The 15,264-nt window shown below is 62.9% G+C and carries 18 protein-coding genes; 12 read left to right on the top strand and 6 right to left on the bottom strand.

Annotated features, from left to right (window positions below; genetic code table 11):
* Positions 1 to 40: 40 nt before the first annotated feature.
* A complete protein-coding gene (locus J5286_RS16170; RefSeq protein WP_209191280.1) occupies positions 41 to 1,723 on the bottom strand; it encodes a DEAD/DEAH box helicase in 1,683 nt (560 codons plus the stop codon).
* Positions 1,724 to 2,076: 353 nt separating this feature from the next.
* Positions 2,077 to 2,448 (bottom strand): hypothetical protein, encoded by a 372-nt coding sequence (locus tag J5286_RS16165; RefSeq protein WP_209191279.1) that lies wholly within the window; start codon positions 2,446 to 2,448, stop codon positions 2,077 to 2,079.
* Between the two features lie 278 nt (positions 2,449 to 2,726).
* Between J5286_RS16165 and J5286_RS16160 the strand changes: the two genes are divergently transcribed.
* Positions 2,727 to 5,945 (top strand): response regulator, encoded by a 3,219-nt coding sequence (locus tag J5286_RS16160; RefSeq protein ID WP_209191318.1) that lies wholly within the window; start codon positions 2,727 to 2,729, stop codon positions 5,943 to 5,945.
* Between the two features lie 13 nt (positions 5,946 to 5,958).
* Here the strand turns inward: J5286_RS16160 and mnmC2 are convergent, their stop codons facing one another.
* The gene (gene mnmC2, locus J5286_RS16155) at positions 5,959 to 6,699 is read right to left on the bottom strand and encodes a tRNA (5-methylaminomethyl-2-thiouridine)(34)-methyltransferase MnmC2 (protein ID WP_209191278.1); all 741 of its coding nucleotides are present in this window, start codon (positions 6,697 to 6,699) and stop codon (positions 5,959 to 5,961) included.
* On the opposite strand from mnmC2, the gene J5286_RS16150 reads away from it, so the two are divergent.
* From J5286_RS16150 to J5286_RS16100, 11 genes are all read left to right on the top strand, one after another.
* Complete coding sequence (locus J5286_RS16150; protein ID WP_209191277.1) at positions 6,698 to 7,876, top strand: NAD(P)/FAD-dependent oxidoreductase; 1,179 nt, start codon at positions 6,698 to 6,700, stop codon at positions 7,874 to 7,876. The two genes, mnmC2 and J5286_RS16150, sit on opposite strands and share 2 nt — an antisense overlap.
* Before the next feature lie 223 nt (positions 7,877 to 8,099).
* The gene (locus tag J5286_RS16145) at positions 8,100 to 8,822 is read left to right on the top strand and encodes a DUF1045 domain-containing protein (RefSeq protein WP_113012093.1); all 723 of its coding nucleotides are present in this window, start codon (positions 8,100 to 8,102) and stop codon (positions 8,820 to 8,822) included.
* A gap of 98 nt (positions 8,823 to 8,920) precedes the next feature.
* On the top strand, positions 8,921 to 9,844 hold the full coding sequence (puuE, locus tag J5286_RS16140; RefSeq protein ID WP_209191276.1) for an allantoinase PuuE: 924 nt from the start codon (positions 8,921 to 8,923) through the stop codon (positions 9,842 to 9,844).
* The gene (uraD, locus tag J5286_RS16135; RefSeq protein WP_111562964.1) at positions 9,844 to 10,341 is read left to right on the top strand and encodes a 2-oxo-4-hydroxy-4-carboxy-5-ureidoimidazoline decarboxylase; all 498 of its coding nucleotides are present in this window, start codon (positions 9,844 to 9,846) and stop codon (positions 10,339 to 10,341) included. Before puuE ends, uraD begins: the two co-directional genes overlap by 1 nt.
* A 57-nt stretch (positions 10,342 to 10,398) precedes the next feature.
* Entirely contained in the window at positions 10,399 to 10,689 is a 291-nt protein-coding gene (locus tag J5286_RS16130; protein ID WP_209191275.1) for a nucleotidyltransferase family protein, read from the top strand.
* Positions 10,690 to 10,779: 90 nt separating this feature from the next.
* A complete protein-coding gene (locus J5286_RS16125; protein ID WP_209191274.1) occupies positions 10,780 to 11,073 on the top strand; it encodes a nucleotidyltransferase family protein in 294 nt (97 codons plus the stop codon).
* Positions 11,070 to 11,432 (top strand): HepT-like ribonuclease domain-containing protein, encoded by a 363-nt coding sequence (locus tag J5286_RS16120; protein ID WP_209191273.1) that lies wholly within the window; start codon positions 11,070 to 11,072, stop codon positions 11,430 to 11,432. Before J5286_RS16125 ends, J5286_RS16120 begins: the two co-directional genes overlap by 4 nt.
* A 1-nt stretch (position 11,433) precedes the next feature.
* Positions 11,434 to 11,934, top strand: a complete 501-nt coding sequence (locus tag J5286_RS16115) for an ureidoglycolate lyase (protein WP_209191272.1) — start codon at positions 11,434 to 11,436, stop codon at positions 11,932 to 11,934.
* The gene (gene uraH, locus J5286_RS16110; RefSeq protein WP_047506311.1) at positions 11,931 to 12,287 is read left to right on the top strand and encodes a hydroxyisourate hydrolase; all 357 of its coding nucleotides are present in this window, start codon (positions 11,931 to 11,933) and stop codon (positions 12,285 to 12,287) included. Before J5286_RS16115 ends, uraH begins: the two co-directional genes overlap by 4 nt.
* Positions 12,288 to 12,290: 3 nt before the next feature.
* A complete protein-coding gene (locus J5286_RS16105; RefSeq protein WP_209191271.1) occupies positions 12,291 to 13,031 on the top strand; it encodes a metallophosphoesterase family protein in 741 nt (246 codons plus the stop codon).
* Positions 13,032 to 13,114: 83 nt separating this feature from the next.
* On the top strand, positions 13,115 to 13,393 hold the full coding sequence (locus J5286_RS16100; protein ID WP_209191270.1) for a type II toxin-antitoxin system Phd/YefM family antitoxin: 279 nt from the start codon (positions 13,115 to 13,117) through the stop codon (positions 13,391 to 13,393).
* Between the two features lie 24 nt (positions 13,394 to 13,417).
* On the opposite strand, the gene J5286_RS16095 is transcribed toward J5286_RS16100, so the two are convergent.
* From J5286_RS16095 to J5286_RS16085, 3 genes are read right to left on the bottom strand one after another with little or no spacing between them, the layout of a single operon-like run.
* Entirely contained in the window at positions 13,418 to 13,822 is a 405-nt protein-coding gene (locus J5286_RS16095) for a type II toxin-antitoxin system HicB family antitoxin (protein ID WP_209191269.1), read from the bottom strand.
* 2 nt (positions 13,823 to 13,824) lie between these two features.
* Complete coding sequence (locus J5286_RS16090; protein ID WP_209191268.1) at positions 13,825 to 14,013, bottom strand: type II toxin-antitoxin system HicA family toxin; 189 nt, start codon at positions 14,011 to 14,013, stop codon at positions 13,825 to 13,827.
* Between the two features lie 43 nt (positions 14,014 to 14,056).
* Positions 14,057 to 15,199 (bottom strand): alpha-hydroxy acid oxidase, encoded by a 1,143-nt coding sequence (locus J5286_RS16085; RefSeq protein WP_209215361.1) that lies wholly within the window; start codon positions 15,197 to 15,199, stop codon positions 14,057 to 14,059.
* Positions 15,200 to 15,264 lie beyond the last annotated feature (65 nt).

Below are 15,264 nucleotides of genomic sequence, written 5' to 3'. Positions count from 1 at the left end.
GGATCTCCCCCGCCGTTCGTTATTCAATCGCGCTTAAACCTTACGCGCGTTCGCGACGCTGGCCGCCATTGCCGCCGCGCGAGGGGCCGCCGCGGCGGTTGCCGCCGTTGCCTTCGCGACGTTCGCCGCGTTCGCCACCGGCATTCTGCTGTGCGCCACGGTCTTCGCCATGCTTGCGGGCCGGACGGCCCTGGCCGTTGCGAGGCGCGTTGCGGGCGCCGCCGCCGGGCTGGTGACGGTTTGCGTCGCCATGGGCGTGGTTGCCGTGCTGCGGGCGCTGCTGCTTGCGGGCCTGGCCTGCGCCACGGAAATCCGAGGTCGAGGCGAGGTCGTTGTCAGGGCCTGCCGTGACCGGCGCGACTTCGCCGCGACGCTGGCCGCGGAAATCCTCGTTGCGCTGCGTCTGGCGTTCCGGACGGGGACGACGCTCGCGGCGTTCCTCGTTGGCGCGCACTTCCTCGCCAGCTTCCGGGCGCGGGCGGCGCTCGGGGCGACCGGCGCGGGCGTTGCCACGGCCTTCACCGCCACGACCCTGGCCCTGGCCACGGTGGCCATTGCCGCTGCCGCGCTTCGGCGCTGCGTTCATGTTGGCCGGGGCTTCGCCGCTGGCTACCGCGATCGAGATGTTCATCAAGCGCTCGATATCGCGCAGCAGACGTGTCTCGTCCGGTGCGCAGAAAGCGATCGCGATGCCATCGCGGCCGGCACGCGCCGTACGGCCGATACGGTGGACGTAGGCGTCGGGCACTTCAGGCAGATCGTAGTTGTAGACGTGGCTGACAGCCGGGATGTCGATGCCGCGCGCCGCGACGTCGGTCGCGATCAGCGTCTTGATATCGCCGTCCTTGAAGGCCTTCAGCGCGCGCTCGCGCTGACCCTGGCTCTTGTTGCCGTGGATCGAGGCGACGGAGTAGCCGACGTGCTCGAGATGCTTCATCAGCTTCTCGGCGCCGTGCTTGGTGCGCAGGAAGACGATGGCGCGGCCATCGGGGTTCTCGGAGAGCGACTTCTTCAGGAGATCGGTCTTGTCGTTCTTGCCGTTGACGAAGTGGACATACTGCTCGACCTTGTCGGCAGCCTTGCCCGGAGGCGTCACTTCGACCTTGACCGGATCGGTCAGGAAGTCGGCGGCAAGATCGGCGATCGCCTTCGGCATGGTGGCGGAGAAGAGCATCGTCTGGCGACGCTTCGGCACCATCTTGGAGATCTTACGGAGATCATGCACGAAGCCCAGGTCGAGCATCTGGTCGGCTTCGTCGAGCACGAGGTAGCGCACGGCGGTGAGGCCGATGGCGCGACGGGCGACGAGATCGAGCAGGCGGCCGGGGGTGGCGACCAGGATGTCGGTGCCCTTTTCAAGCTGCAGCTGCTGCTTGTTGATCGAAACGCCGCCGACGACGACGTTGATGCGCAGATGCGACTTGCGCAGGAAGTTCTTCAGGTTCTGGGCGATCTGGTTCACCAGCTCGCGGGTCGGCGCCAGGATCAGCGTACGGGTGGTACGGTTGTCGGGGCGGCGTTCTTCCGGGATCAGCTTTTCGATCAGCGGCAGGCCGAAGGCGGCCGTCTTGCCGGTGCCGGTCTGGGCGAGGCCGATCAGGTCGCGGCCTTCGAGAAGAAGCGGGATCGCCTTTTCCTGGATGGGGGTCGGCGTTTCAATACCGAGCTGGAACAGTGTGGCGACGATCGGCTTGGAGACACCAAGCGATTCAAAATTGGTCAAGTCATAACCTTTTCAGGGGCGCCAAAACAATACCGCCGGAACGCGGGTTTGCGGTCCGGTGTTACTCTGGCGTCAAGAACCCCGCGTGAAGTGGGAACTTGTCTTGTTGGAAAAAGCTTTCCAGCGCTTCTGCCGCGTCCCTTGGGATGCGGTCCATTCGAAATGCGCTTTTGTCCTTCTTCCTGCATCCTATTTGCTGGCAGGGGCACGCTCACGCGGCGGCCGGAAGGTGAAAGCTGGCCTGCATTTGGTCTAGTTCGGCCGGAAAGTCAAGGGGAGGGGCGCAAAAGGCCTCGCGGGGTCACGGCGCGGGAGGCGTATCGCGCGCCGTGGTCGGGCGATCGGCTGAAATGTCAGTACGGGCAGACGCGAACGCGGTAGGTTTCGCCCCATCCGTTGCGCCGCCATTCGAGATGGCAGGTGCGATAGGGCTGGACATAATGCGTGCGGTAGACCGGATAGGCGCGGTAGGGGCGATATGCCCGATAGGGATATCCGTAGCGATAGCCATAGGCATAAGGATAGCCGTAGCCGTCGGGATAGCCATATGTGTATGGGTAGGGGCGCAGCGCCTGCGACAGCAGCACGCCGCCGACGAAGCCGGCAGCGGCGCCGCCCCAGGCGTAATGTTCATGCGCCATCGCCGGCGAGGCCGATGTCAGCGTCGCCACTGTCAGCGTGAGAAGGATAGAGCCGGTCGCCATGCTTTTATGAAGTACGGACATGTTCGCCTCCTATAGCGGAAGAGTTGTTCTTGAGGCCGGCAGCAGAATATCGCGGCGGCCTAAGAAATGGCTGCGATTTTAGCACGGTTTTCGAGGTTTTGCTTGGCGATGACAGGAGCATCAGTCGCTGCAACCACGCATGCTCTTCTTCTACTCTTCTCAATTTGCAGCGTTATTTTTGTTTCGCCGGGTCATGGTTAATTCGTTGTTAAACGCCTCTCGGCTATGGTCGATGACGTAGCAATTTGCCTAGTGTTTTCATGGTGGAGCAGGTGTTTTTGGGACCGAACGGGGACATTCTCGAACTGGCATGCGGCCGGATCGCGGATCTGGACAACCCTGCCTATGTCAAGAACAGCGAGCTGCGCTATGTCGCGGTCAACCAGGCCTATGCGGATTTCTTCGGCAAGGAGATTTCCGATTTTATCGGCCGGCGCAGCCGCGAGCTGTTCGATCGCCCCGACGAGCAGGACCGCGAGGACAAGGAACGGCGCGCGCTGGTGTTCGGCAGCGAGGAAAGCGCGCTCTGCTTCGACGCGACAGGCGATCTCCATGACCGCGTGCGGATCGAGAGCTTTGCGCTGTCGGAGGAACGGATCTACGTGCTCGGCATGTTCGAAGAGGCGCGCAAGGCGGCGCGGCCGAAATGGCCGGCGACGCGGGCGCAAAGTGACAACAGGACGGATACCGACTTCCTGCGCGATGTGATCGAGGCGCTTCCGGTTGCCGCCTTCGTGCGCGATCAGGATCACCGGCTGGTTTATGCCAACGCATCTTACGAACAGCTGACGGGGCTGCCGCGCGCCGAGTCGCTGGGCAAGACCGAACGCGAGATGTTCGGCACGGCGTCCGGCGACATGGTGAGCCGCGGCAATGTGCAGGCGCTGGCCAAGGGAGAGGCGCGCGATATCGAGAGCCTGGTTCCTCGTGCGGATGGCGGGGTCTATCCTATCCTCGCGCAGATCAACCGGATCGATGGCGGCGACGGCCGGCACTATACGGTCGGGTCCTACTCGGATGTCTCGCTGTTGAAGGAGCGCGAAAGCGCGCTCATCGCCGCGCAGGCGCACACCGAAATTCTCCATCGCGACATGGCGCGCGTGCTGAATTCGCTGCCGGTCGGCGTTCTCATTCTCGAGAGCGATCTGACGATCCGTTATGGCAACCATGCCTTCTACACGATCTCCGAGCTGCCAGAGGGCCTGTTTGACGGCAAGGGCTTCGCCGAGCTTGTCGAGTACAACCACACGCTGGGGCGCTATCCGCCGGGCGTGACCGCCGAGGAAATCCTTGCGCGGCGCACCGATCAGTTCCGCTCCGACCAGCCGGCTGCAGCCGAGATCAACTGGGGCGAAAAGTTTCTCCTGGTCGACAGCCGCAAGATCTCGACGGATCGCATCCTGCTGACCTATGCCGACGTGTCGGCCGTGCGCCGGCATGAGCGCGAAATCCACGCCGCCCGCGAAGAGCTCGAAAACCTCGGCGAGCTGATGGGTGACGCGACACATGCGATGTCGCAGGGGCTGCTCGTGCTGCAGGATGGCGAAATCCTGCTCAGCAACGATGCGCTGGCCGGGATGCTGGATCTTGCCTGCGAGCACGTCGCGGTCGGGCGCAACTGGCGCGAGATGCTGGCCTTCTGCGGCAAGCGCGGTGATTTCTCGGAGGATTCCGATCACCTGCTCAACGATATCGGCCAGGCGCTTGCCGACGGCCAGCCGGCGTCGCATCTGTTTCGCGTGCCGGATGGCCGCTGGGTGCAGATGGACGTCATGGTCAGCGCGCGCCGGCACTGGGTGGTGCTGTTCACCGACATTTCGGCGATGAAGATCCGCGAAGGCGATCTCGAAAGCCTGCTTGAACGCGCCGAAGTCGCCGATCGGGTGAAGTCGGAGTTCCTCGCCAATATGAGCCATGAAATCCGCACGCCGATGAACGGTGTTCTCGGCATGGCGGAGCTGCTGTCGAAGACCAATCTCGATACGCGCCAGAAGACCTTCGTCGATATCATCACCAAGTCCGGTAATGCGCTGATGACCATCATCAACGACATTCTCGACTTCTCGAAGATCGATTCCGGGCAGATGACGCTGCGGCGCGTGACCTTCGATCCGATCGAGGCCGTCGAGGACGTGGTGACGCTCTTGTCGTCGCTTGCGGCGGAAAAGAGCATCGAGCTTCTGGTGCGCGTCATGCCAGGCCTGCCTGCGGCGATCATCGGCGATGCCGGGCGTTTCCGGCAGATCGTCACCAATCTTGTGGGTAACGCCGTCAAGTTCACCGAGCGGGGACATGTGCTGGTTGAGCTCGGCTATGTCGCGGGTGCGGCCGACGAGATCATGGCGACGCTGCGCATCGAGGATACCGGGATCGGCATGCCGAAGGACCGGCTCGACCAGATCTTCGGCAAGTTCTCGCAGATCGATTCTTCCTCGACGCGGCGTCACGAAGGCACCGGACTGGGGTTGGCGATCACGGCGGGTCTCGTCGATCTGTTCGGCGGCTATATCGAAGTCGACAGCGCTGTTGGCGAAGGCTCGGTCTTCACCGTCACCCTGCCGTTTGCCGTCGGCGCCAAGCGGGCCGAGCCGCGGCCGCTGCCGGTCAATGTGCGCGGCGCGCGCGTGCTTGTCATTGACGACAACGCCGTCAACCGCCAGATCCTGACCGAGCAACTCACGCAATGGGGTTTCGACGGCGCGGCCGCCGAGGACGGCGTCGAGGGGCTCGCCATTCTCGAGGAAGCCTTCGCGCTCGGCGTTTCTATCGATGCGCTGGTGCTCGACTACCAGATCCCCGGCATGAACGGCGCCGATATCGCCCGCCTGCTGCGCGCCGACGAACGCTTCGCCGAGCTGCCGATCGTATTCCTGACCTCGATGGATATCTCGGGCACCGAGAAGGAATTCGCGGCGCTGAACGGCCAGGCGCATCTGATGAAGCCGGCCCGGGCCAACGTGCTGCGCAACACCATCGTCGATGTCGTTCGGACCAACCGGATCAGGCTGGCGCCGACGCTGCGCCCCGTCATCGAGGCGCCGCCGTTAGAGCCCGAGCTTTTGCCGGAACCTCTCAGCGAAAGACTGCCGCCGTCCTTCATCGACGTGCTCGTCGCCGAGGACAACGAGGTCAACCAGATCGTCTTTACGCAGATCCTGCAGGCGACGGGGCTGAACTTCCTCGTCGTCAAAAATGGCGAAGAGGCCGTCGAGGCCTGGGAGGCCTATACGCCGCGCATCATCATGATGGATGTGTCGATGCCCGTCATGAACGGCCACGACGCGGCGCGGCGCATCCGCGAGCTTGAGCGCGGGCAGGGGCACCGGGTGCCGATCATCGGTGTCACGGCGCACGCGCTCGACGCCGACCGCGATCTCTGCCTCGATGCCGGCATGGACGACTACATGGCCAAGCCGATCAGCCCGGAACTGCTGGAAGAAAAGATCGCGCTCTGGCTCGGCAAGGAAGGCCGCGCGAGCGGGATTTCGCTGAGCTGATCCGGATATCGACCTAAATCTCGGCGTGCTTGACGCCGCAGAGCATTTCGCGCTTGCCGGCGAAACCGGGACGGCGCTCGACCGCGAAGCCCGCGGCGCCCAGATTGCGGCGGACGAAACCGGCGGCGGCGTAGGTCGCGAAGGTGCCGCCGGAAACGGTCTTCTCACAGACAAGCGTCATCAGCTCCTGCGACCACATGTCGGCATTTCGCGAGGGCGCAAAGCCATCCAGATACCAGGCATCGAAACCCGCTTCGGCGGCCGCCACGCCATCGAGCGCCCGGCCGCAGACGACGCTGAGCGTGGTCTGCTTGTCGAGCTTCAGGGACACGGTGCCCTCCGGCTGATCCGGCCATGCGGCGGTGAGCGCGATGCGCTCGGCGTCGATCTCCGGCCAGTGTGACAGCGCGCGGTCGATTTCGTCTCGCCGCATCGGGTAGAGCTCGAAGGACATGAAGTGCAGATGCTGTCCTTCCGCGCGCCTCAGCTTCCAGTTCCTGAAGGTCTCGGCGAAGTTCAGGCCGGTGCCGAAACCGAGCTCGCCGATCAGGAAGTTTTGTGCCTCGGCCCATCGCTCGGGCAGGCCGTTTCCGGCGAGGAAGACATGGCCGCATTCGAGGCGGCCGTCGGTCTGGCAATAAAAATGGTCGCCAAAGGCCGGCGAATAGGGCATATCGCCGTCGCGCCATTCAAGCGGCCGGTTCGCCATCTCAGCCTGTGCCAAATTAATCTGATCGGGATCGATGTCTGTCATGTCAACAGCCGATAGTCCGGCCTTGCCCTCGGGTCAATCGTCCACTGAACTGTTGATCGTCGGCGGCGGCATCATGGGGCTCTGGGCGGCCGTTCACGCCGAACGCATGGGGATCGACGCGGTGCTGATCGATTCCGGCGTGCTCGGAGGAGGGGCGAGCGGCGGGTTGCTGGGCGCGCTGATGCCGCACATGCCGGATAAATGGAACCCGAAGAAGCAGTTTCAGTTCGATGCGCTGGTGGCGCTGGAGGCCGAGGTGACGTGGCTGGAGGCGGAGACGGGCCTATCGACCGGCTACCGTCGCTCCGGCCGCCTGATCCCGCTGCCCAAGCCGCATCTGCGCGATATCGCGCTCGGCCATTCCGCCGATGCCGACAGCCATTGGCGCGCTGGAGAGCACCGCTTTCATTGGAATGTGATCGATACGCCCGCAGTATCCGGCTGGCCGGACGCTTCTCAAATGGAAGGCGGCTTCGTGCATGACACGCTGGCCGGTCGGGTGGCGCCACGATCGCTGACGGGTGTGCTGACAGCGTTCCTCCGCCGCGCCAAACACATCCGCATCATCGAGAATTCAGCCGTTCGCGGCATCGATGCCGAGCGCGGGGTCGCCGAGACCGATGCCGGGGCGATCGCCTTCGGACATTGCATCATTGCGGCCGGTTACCAGTCGTTTCCGCTTCTGGCGCGCGACACGGCAGGGCTGACGCAGCCGCTCGGCCAGCCGGTGAAGGGGCAGTCGGCGCTTTTGAAGGCGGATATCGATCCTGGCCTCCCGACCATCTTCCGCGACGGGCTCTATGTGGTGGCGCATGAGGGCGGGCATGTCGCGATCGGCAGCACCAGCGAGAACCGTTTCGCCGCGCCCTTTGCGACCGACGGGCAGCTGGATGTTCTGGTCGAGAAGGCGCGGGCGCTGGTGCCTTTGCTGCGCGATGCGCCCGTTATCGAGCGTTGGGCCGGGCTGCGCCCCAAGGCGATCGACCGCGACCCGATGATCGGTCCGCATCCCGAACATGAGAGATTGCTGGCGCTGACTGGTGGCTTCAAGGTCAGCTTCGGCCTCGCGCACCGGCTGGCCGAAGCGGTTGTGCATATGGCAGCGGGCAGCACGATACCGTTTGCGGTGCCGGAGAGCTTTCACCTGATCAATCATATTCACGTCGCTTCACGCTAAAGTGCCTCGCGATCGCTTGAACTCTCTCGTTTCGCCTACGCTTTTCCGTTTTCCGCTGTTTAATCCTGAAATCAGCAGCCACTTTCGCGAGATATTTGGCAATTCACGTTAAACGTGAATTAGCACTCGCTGTCCTTCGTCAATCTGTCATGCAAATCGCCTATCTGCTTGCAAAACGGCGGCGCGCTGACGAGTCGCGCCTGGTGCCGACGGAGATAATTGCATGCGATACGCCATCTGCTTCACGCCCGCCGCGAATGACCCGCTGTCGCATGCGGCTGCCAATTGGCTTGGCCGAAACGTGTTTTCCGGCGAAATGGTGGAGCCCACGGCGATCCGCGGGCTCAGCATTCACGAGGTTGCCTTTCACACGGCGGTGCCGCGGCGCTATGGTTTTCACGGCGCGCTGAAGGCACCCTTCCGGCTTGCGACCGACATGTCGGAGCCACAACTACTGCGGGAGCTGATGCGCTTCTGCGGCACGCTCACGCCGTTTTCCATTCCGCGGCTCGAGGTCGCGCGCACCGGTAGCATCTTCAGCCTGGTGCCGTCGCTGCCCTGCGACAACGTCCAGTATCTGGCCTCCTCGATCGTGCAGCAATTCGACCAGTTCCGCGCGCCGCTCAGCGATGCGGATATCGAGCGCAGCGATCCGGATGGGCTTTCAGCGGCGCAGTTCGCCAATCTGCATCGTTGGGGATGCCCCTATGTGATGGACGAATTCCGCTTCCACATGCCGTTGACCGGTCCGGTCAGCCTGATCGACATGTCGCGCATCGAGCGTTCGCTGCGCAGCGTCTTCGAGCCGGTTCTCGTCGATCCGGTGAAGATATCGAACGTGGCGCTGATGGTCGAAGAGGGCAATGGCGGGCCGTTCCGGGTGCATTCGCTGCATCCGATGGGCAAGGTCAGCGCGCGGCGCGAGCGGGTTCCCGTTCCGGCCTAAGCGATTGTGCCATAAAGGCAAAACTCTGTTGCGCAGTTTCCGTCTCGACATTCGCTCTTGAGGTGTTACCGTTCGCCGACTTTCTGGAAGGTGATTTCATGGTATCCGAGACTTACCCGCGCAATCTCGTCGGCTATGGCCGCAACACCCCCGACCCGAAATGGCCCGGCGGCGCCAATATCGCCGTGCAGTTCGTCATCAATTACGAAGAGGGCGGCGAGAGCTGCATTCTGGATGGCGACGCGGCCTCGGAAAACCTGCTGTCGGAGATCGTCGGCGCAGCCGCCTGGCCCGGCCAGCGCAATCTCAACATGGAATCGATCTACGAATACGGCTCGCGGGCCGGTTTCTGGCGGCTGTGGCGGATGTTCACCGATCTCAAGGTGCAGGCGACCGTCTACGGCGTGACGCAGGCCATGGCGCGCAACCCCGAGGCGGTGGCGGCGATGAAGGAAGCCGGCTGGGAAATCGCCAGCCACGGCTACCGCTGGTTGGAATACAAGGATTTCCAGGAAGAGCTGGAGCGCAAGCATATCCTCGAAGCCGTGCGGCTGCATACCGAACTAACAGGCGAGCGGCCCTACGGCATGTACCAGGGCAAGCCATCCGACAATACGCTGCGGCTGGTGCAGGAAGAGGGCGGCTTCCTCTATTCGTCGGACAGCTATGCCGACGATCTGCCTTTCTGGGTGAAGGGCGTCGACGACAAGCCGTTCCTGATCATCCCCTATACGCTCGAAACCAACGACATGCGCTTTGCCACGCCGCAGGGCTTCAATTCGGGCGACCAGTTCTTCACCTATCTCAAGGATGCCTTCGACACGCTCTATGAAGAGGGTGAGGCGGGCAGCCCGAAGATGATGTCGATCGGCCTGCATTGCCGGCTTGTCGGCCGCCCGGGCCGCGCGGCGGCGCTGAAGCGCTTCATGCAATATGTGCTCGACCACGAGAAGGTGTGGATCCCCCGCCGCATCGAGATCGCCGAGCATTGGCACAAGCACCACAAGCCGGAGGCCATCTGATGATCGCACGCGACGAATTCATCTCCCGCTTCGGCGGCGTCTTCGAACACTCGCCCTTCATCGCCGAGCGGGCCTTCGACGACGGTTTCGTCGGCGAGACGCTTGATGTCGACCGCGTGCACACGGCGCTGGTGGCGATCTTCCGCGCCGCGAGCCCGGAGGAGCGCCTCGGCGTTCTGCGCGCCCACCCCGACCTCGCAGGCCGCCTGGCGATCGCCGGTGAGCTCACAGAGGACAGCAAAAAGGAACAGGCCGGCGCCGGGCTCGACCGGCTGAGCCCGGAGGAGCATCAGCGCTTCACCGAACTCAACCGGGCCTATGTCGAAAAATTCGGCTTTCCCTTCATCATCGCGGTGAAGGGCCTCGACAAGCAGGCGATCCTCGCCGCCTTCGAAAAGCGCATCGACAACAGCCGCGACGCGGAATTCGAAACGGCGACCGCACAGGTGGAGCGCATTGCGCTCCTGAGGCTCGAGGCGCTGCTGCCTTCGCGCTAAGCGACACTTTTCTCTTGTCCGTCCGCCGCTTATAGTCGTCGAGAGGGAGCGAGTGCGATGAGACCATCGGAAGTGCTGGAGCAAAACAGGCAGGCGATCCGCGAGGCGACGAAGCGCTTCAATGCGGCGAACCCGCGTGTGTTCGGTTCGGTGGCGCGGGGCGAGGATCGGGCGGATAGCGATCTGGATATTCTGGTGGATGCGTTGCCGGGGACGTCTCTGTTCGATCTCGGCGGGCTGCTGGAAGAGTTGAAAGATATTCTGGGGGTGAAGGTGGATCTGGTGACACCGGGCGGTTTGCCGGAAAACATTCGCGAGCGTGTTCTTCAGAATGTCCTTGCTATATGAGGATGCCACGTTCGCTCTTTCCTGAGCTACGTGGACGTGCTTTTCTCTTTTTAACCCGCCGCTTATAGTCGCCGCTGAGGAGCGAAGACGATGAGACCATCCGAGGTGCTGGAGCAAAACAGGCAGGCGATTCGCGAGGCGACGATACGCTTCAACGCGGCGAACCCGCGTGTCTTTGGCTCGGTGGCGCGGGGCGAGGATCGGGCGGATAGTGACCTCGATATTCTCGTCGATACGCTGCCGGGAACGTCGTTGTTTGATCTCGGTGGCCTGCTGGAAGAGTTGAAGGACATCATGCAGGGGACGGATATCCATCTCATGGTTCCCGGAGATTTCCCTGAAAGAGTGCGCGCGCGCGTTCTCAGCGAGGCTAAGCCGATATGAATTCGGATTGGCTGCGATCCTATCTCGATCAGATGGAACAGGTTGCCCACGAGATCGGCGATTTCGTGAAGGGAACGTCCAAGGAAGCGTTTCTTCAAGATGTGATGAAGCAGCGTGCCATCGGCATGAATCTGCTGATGATCGGCGAGGTCGTCACGCGATTGTCCGAGGAGTTTCCGGAGGTCGTCGCGGCGCATCCGGAAGTGCCCTGGACAAAGATGCGCGGAATGCGAAACAGGATCGCGCACGGCTATTTCAATATCGACCTCGAGACGGTCTGGGACACGGCGACGAACAATATTCCCGAGCTGATCGATACACTCCACATGCTACGCCACTGGCGCATACAAGGCGAATGACGTGACAGACTTCCTCGATATCCAGCCGCTGACCAAAGCCGCCTTCGCGCCCTTCGGCGAGGTCATCGAAGCCGATCCGGCGACGATGCGGTATATCAACAACGGCACCACAGAGCGGTTTCATGCGCTGGCTGCGGTCGACGTGGTGGGCGAGGGCGCTCGAGTGATCATCAACCTGTTTCGCGGGCAGCCACGCGATTTCCCCTGTGAAGTCGGCATGATGGAGCGGCATCCTTTCGGCAGCCAGAGCTTCTCGCCGATCTCCGGCCGGCCGTTTCTGGTCGTGGTGTCGGAGGACGAGGGCGGCAAGCCGGGGCGTCCGCAGGTGTTCCTGGCGCGCGGCGATCAGGGCGTGAATTATGGGCGCAATGTCTGGCATCATCCCCTGATGTCGCTTGGCGCAGCCAGCGATTTCCTGGTTGTCGATCGCGACGGGCCGGGCAACAATCTGGAAGAATATTTTTTCGACACTCCCTTTGTCATCAGCGAGCCCATTTCATGACCGGATTGACCACCCATGTCCTCGACACCGCCTCCGGCAAGCCGGCCGAGGGGTTGAAGATCGAGCTGTTTCATATCGAGGCCGAGGTTCGCCGGCATGTGAAGACCGTCGTCACCAATGCCGATGGCCGCGTCGATGGCGGGCCGATCCTTGTCGGCGAGAGTTTCAAGGCCGGGACCTATGAGCTTCTGTTTCATGCCGGCGATTATCTGCGCGGCACGGGTGCAGCACTCCCGCATCCCGCCTTCCTCGATCTCGTGCCGATCCGCTTCGGCATCGCCGACGAGAGCGCGCATTATCACGTGCCGCTCCTGATCTCGCCCTATGGCTATTCGACCTACCGCGGGAGCTGAGCGATGCGTTTTGCCGCGATCGCCGACGTGCATGGCAACCATCTGGCGCTGGAGGCCGTGCTTGCCGATATCGAAGCGCTTGGGATTTCCGAGATCGTCAATCTCGGCGATTGCCTGAGCGGGCCGCTCGAAGCGGGCAGGGCGGCGGACAGGCTGATGTCGCTCAATGCGCTGACGGTGCGCGGCAATCACGACCGCTACCTGATCGAAAGCCCCGCCGACGCGATGCCTTCGTGGGAGCAACATGCTTATGGGCAGCTTTCGGCAGCGCATCTCGGCTGGCTGCGAAGCCTGCCGTTCAGCGCCGTCTACCGCGACGAGGTCTATCTCTGCCACGCCACGCCTGGGCACGACGAAACATATTGGCTGGAATCCGTCTCGCCTGATGGGCATGTCTTCCTGAAGCCTCTCGAAGAGATCGAGGCGCTGGCCGAGGGGGTCGAACAGCCGCTGATCCTCTGCGGCCACAGCCATGTGCCGCGCATGGTCCGGCTCAGCGACGGGCGCCTGATCGTCAATCCCGGCAGCGTCGGCTGCCCCGGCTACAGCGACGACACGCCCTATGAGCACAAGGTCGAGGCGGGGCATCCGCTGGCGTCCTATTGCATCGTCGAGAAGACCGCGTCCGGCTTCGTGCCGCAGTTTCGGACCGTCGCCTATGACCACATGGCGATGTCGCGGCTGGCGCGGGAGAACGGGCGGCCGGATTGGGCCGGTGCGCTGGCGACGGGGTGGGTGCGGTAAGCGTTCTGCGCCAGGGCCGTTGCTCAAATTGACATCCGCAACGGCTTATGTGGTACATCGTACAGTCGTTGCGGGGGATCATCATGCGCACCGTCACGTTTTCAGAAGCCAGAAACGGCCTCGCCAGCCTTCTTGACGAAGTCTCGCAGCACGGCGTCGTCGTGGAGATCGTTCGCCGCGGCAAGCCCTCGGCGATCCTGATGGACAAGCACGAGTATGAGGGGATGATGGTGACGCTGCATCTCCTTTCCACGCCGGCCAATGCCGTGCGGTTGATGGAGGCGTTCGAGGAAGTCAAGAACGGCCGCTACGAAGAGCATGATCTCATCGAGCCTGAGGACTTCGTCAGGGGCGCTCATTAAAGGCGTCAGCCGGTCGGCGCTGAGCTAAGCCGCCGCGTTGCGTTCGATTTCGCGCTTCGCGGCCTTGGCGAGAAAGGCCGAGCGTGACAGGCCGGCAGCGGCAGCGACGGCGTCGATACGGGCCAGAACGTCTTCCGGCAGAGTCACATTGATGCGCACGGCCCTGCTTGAGGCGGCTTTCAGCGAGACGAGGATGGCAACGCCGTCCTTGTTCTCCGGGTTGGCCATGACGGTTTCGAGCGAGGAGGGTTGTGGAAGCGTCTCGCCGTCCTCGATCAATCCCTCAACGTGAAAAGCCAAGGCTTCCTCGGCCATTTCACGCGCCTCGTCCAGCGTCGAGCCGGCCGTGATGGCGCCGGGAAAATCCGGAAACGAGACGCCGTAGTCGCTTTCCGCGTCCTTGTGGATCAGTCCGATATAGTTGCGCATGATCACCTCAACTTCAGGCCCGACTGCCTCTCGATGCTGCGCAGCGTCCCGATCGGAATGTCCCGCTTGGGATGCGGCACCGTCACGCGGCCTGGCTTGTCCGCATGTTTGAACTGGGCATGGCTGCCCCTATGGCCGACCTCAAACCAGCCGGCTTTCAGCAGCAGGGCAATGACGTCGGCGCTCTTCATCGGGCTGAATTATACACAATGATGTGTATAATTCAAATCGCGCCTACTGCCGTCCCGCGATGATCGACGAGTTCACGTCCTTGATGTCGCGCTTGCCGCAGAGCGCCATGGTCACGTCCATCTCCTTGCGCAGGATGTTGAGCGTAAGCGAAACGCCTTCCTTGCCCATGGCGCCGAGGCCATAGAGGAACGGGCGGCCGATGTAGGTGCCTTTGGCACCGAGCGCCACGGCCTTCAGCACGTCCTGGCCGGAGCGGATGCCGCCGTCGAGGTGCACTTCGATCCTGTCGCCGACGGCGTCGACTATACCGGGCAGCATGCTGATCGAAGAGGGGGCGCCGTCGAGCTGGCGGCCGCCGTGGTTGGAGACGATGATGGCGTCGGCGCCGGTGTCGGCAGCCGCCTTCGCATCCTCGACGTCGCAGATGCCCTTGATGATCAGCGGGCCGCCCCACTGTTCCTTGATCCAAGAAACATCGGCCCAGGAGAGCTGAGGGTCGAACTGCTCCGCCGTCCAGACGGAGAGCGAGGAGAGATCGGAGACGTTCTTGGCGTGGCCAACGATGTTGCCGAAGCCGCGGCGCTTGGTCTGCAGCATGTCGAGGCACCAGAAGGGCCGCGTCGCCATCTGCCAGATGTGCTTGGGCGTGAATTTCGGCGGCGCCGAAAGGCCGTTGCGCAGGTCCTTGTGGCGCTGGCCGAGGATCTGCAGGTCGGCGGTCAAGACCAGAGCCGAGCACTTGGCGGCCTTGGCGCGGTTGATCAGGCTCAGCACGAAGTCCTTGTCCTTCATGACATAAAGCTGGAACCAGAAGGGCTTGGTCGTCACCGAGGCGACATCCTCGATCGAGCAGATGCTCATGGTCGACAGCGTGAAGGGAACGCCCGCCTCTTCGGCCGCCTGCGCCGCCAGCATCTCGCCGTCGGCGTGCTGCATGCCGGTCATGCCCGTCGGAGCGAGAGCGACCGGCATCGAGACCTTCTGGCCCACCATCGTCGTCTCGAGCGTGCGGTTCGTCATGTCGACGAGCACGCGCTGACGCAGGCCGATCTTGGCGAAATCGCTCTCGTTGGCGCGGTAGGTCTGTTCCGTCCAGGCGCCGGAATCGGCGTAGTCGAAGAACATCTTGGGGACACGGCGCTGGGCGAGCGATTTCAGATCGGCAATGGTGAGAGGTTTGGTCATGGATAAGACTTTCACATCTGAATAATGCAACCGGCCATATCACATATAATTTACATCCGAAACGG

The organism is Rhizobium sp. 16-488-2b (assembly GCF_017741815.1).
GTDB lineage: Bacteria > Pseudomonadota > Alphaproteobacteria > Rhizobiales > Rhizobiaceae > Rhizobium.
Note: the sequence above shows the minus strand (reverse complement) of the source record. Positions and strands in the feature narration are given on the sequence as shown.

Excerpts from the sequence above, each read along its gene's own strand:
- J5286_RS16100 (WP_209191270.1), top strand. The coding sequence starts at position 13,115 with ATGCGCACCGTCACGTTTTCAGAAGCCAGAAACGGCCTCGCCAGCCTT.
- J5286_RS16125 (WP_209191274.1), top strand. The coding sequence starts at position 10,780 with ATGAGACCATCCGAGGTGCTGGAGCAAAACAGGCAGGCGATTCGCGAG.
- puuE (WP_209191276.1), top strand. The coding sequence starts at position 8,921 with ATGGTATCCGAGACTTACCCGCGCAATCTCGTCGGCTATGGCCGCAAC.
- uraD (WP_111562964.1), top strand. The coding sequence starts at position 9,844 with ATGATCGCACGCGACGAATTCATCTCCCGCTTCGGCGGCGTCTTCGAA.
- mnmC2 (WP_209191278.1), bottom strand. The coding sequence starts at position 6,699 with ATGACAGACATCGATCCCGATCAGATTAATTTGGCACAGGCTGAGATG.
- J5286_RS16120 (WP_209191273.1), top strand. The coding sequence starts at position 11,070 with ATGAATTCGGATTGGCTGCGATCCTATCTCGATCAGATGGAACAGGTT.
- J5286_RS16090 (WP_209191268.1), bottom strand. The coding sequence starts at position 14,013 with ATGAAGAGCGCCGACGTCATTGCCCTGCTGCTGAAAGCCGGCTGGTTT.
- J5286_RS16150 (WP_209191277.1), top strand. The coding sequence starts at position 6,698 with ATGTCAACAGCCGATAGTCCGGCCTTGCCCTCGGGTCAATCGTCCACT.
- uraH (WP_047506311.1), top strand. The coding sequence starts at position 11,931 with ATGACCGGATTGACCACCCATGTCCTCGACACCGCCTCCGGCAAGCCG.
- J5286_RS16145 (WP_113012093.1), top strand. The coding sequence starts at position 8,100 with ATGCGATACGCCATCTGCTTCACGCCCGCCGCGAATGACCCGCTGTCG.
- J5286_RS16085 (WP_209215361.1), bottom strand. The coding sequence starts at position 15,199 with ATGACCAAACCTCTCACCATTGCCGATCTGAAATCGCTCGCCCAGCGC.
- J5286_RS16165 (WP_209191279.1), bottom strand. The coding sequence starts at position 2,448 with ATGTCCGTACTTCATAAAAGCATGGCGACCGGCTCTATCCTTCTCACG.
- J5286_RS16105 (WP_209191271.1), top strand. The coding sequence starts at position 12,291 with ATGCGTTTTGCCGCGATCGCCGACGTGCATGGCAACCATCTGGCGCTG.
- J5286_RS16130 (WP_209191275.1), top strand. The coding sequence starts at position 10,399 with ATGAGACCATCGGAAGTGCTGGAGCAAAACAGGCAGGCGATCCGCGAG.
- J5286_RS16095 (WP_209191269.1), bottom strand. The coding sequence starts at position 13,822 with ATGCGCAACTATATCGGACTGATCCACAAGGACGCGGAAAGCGACTAC.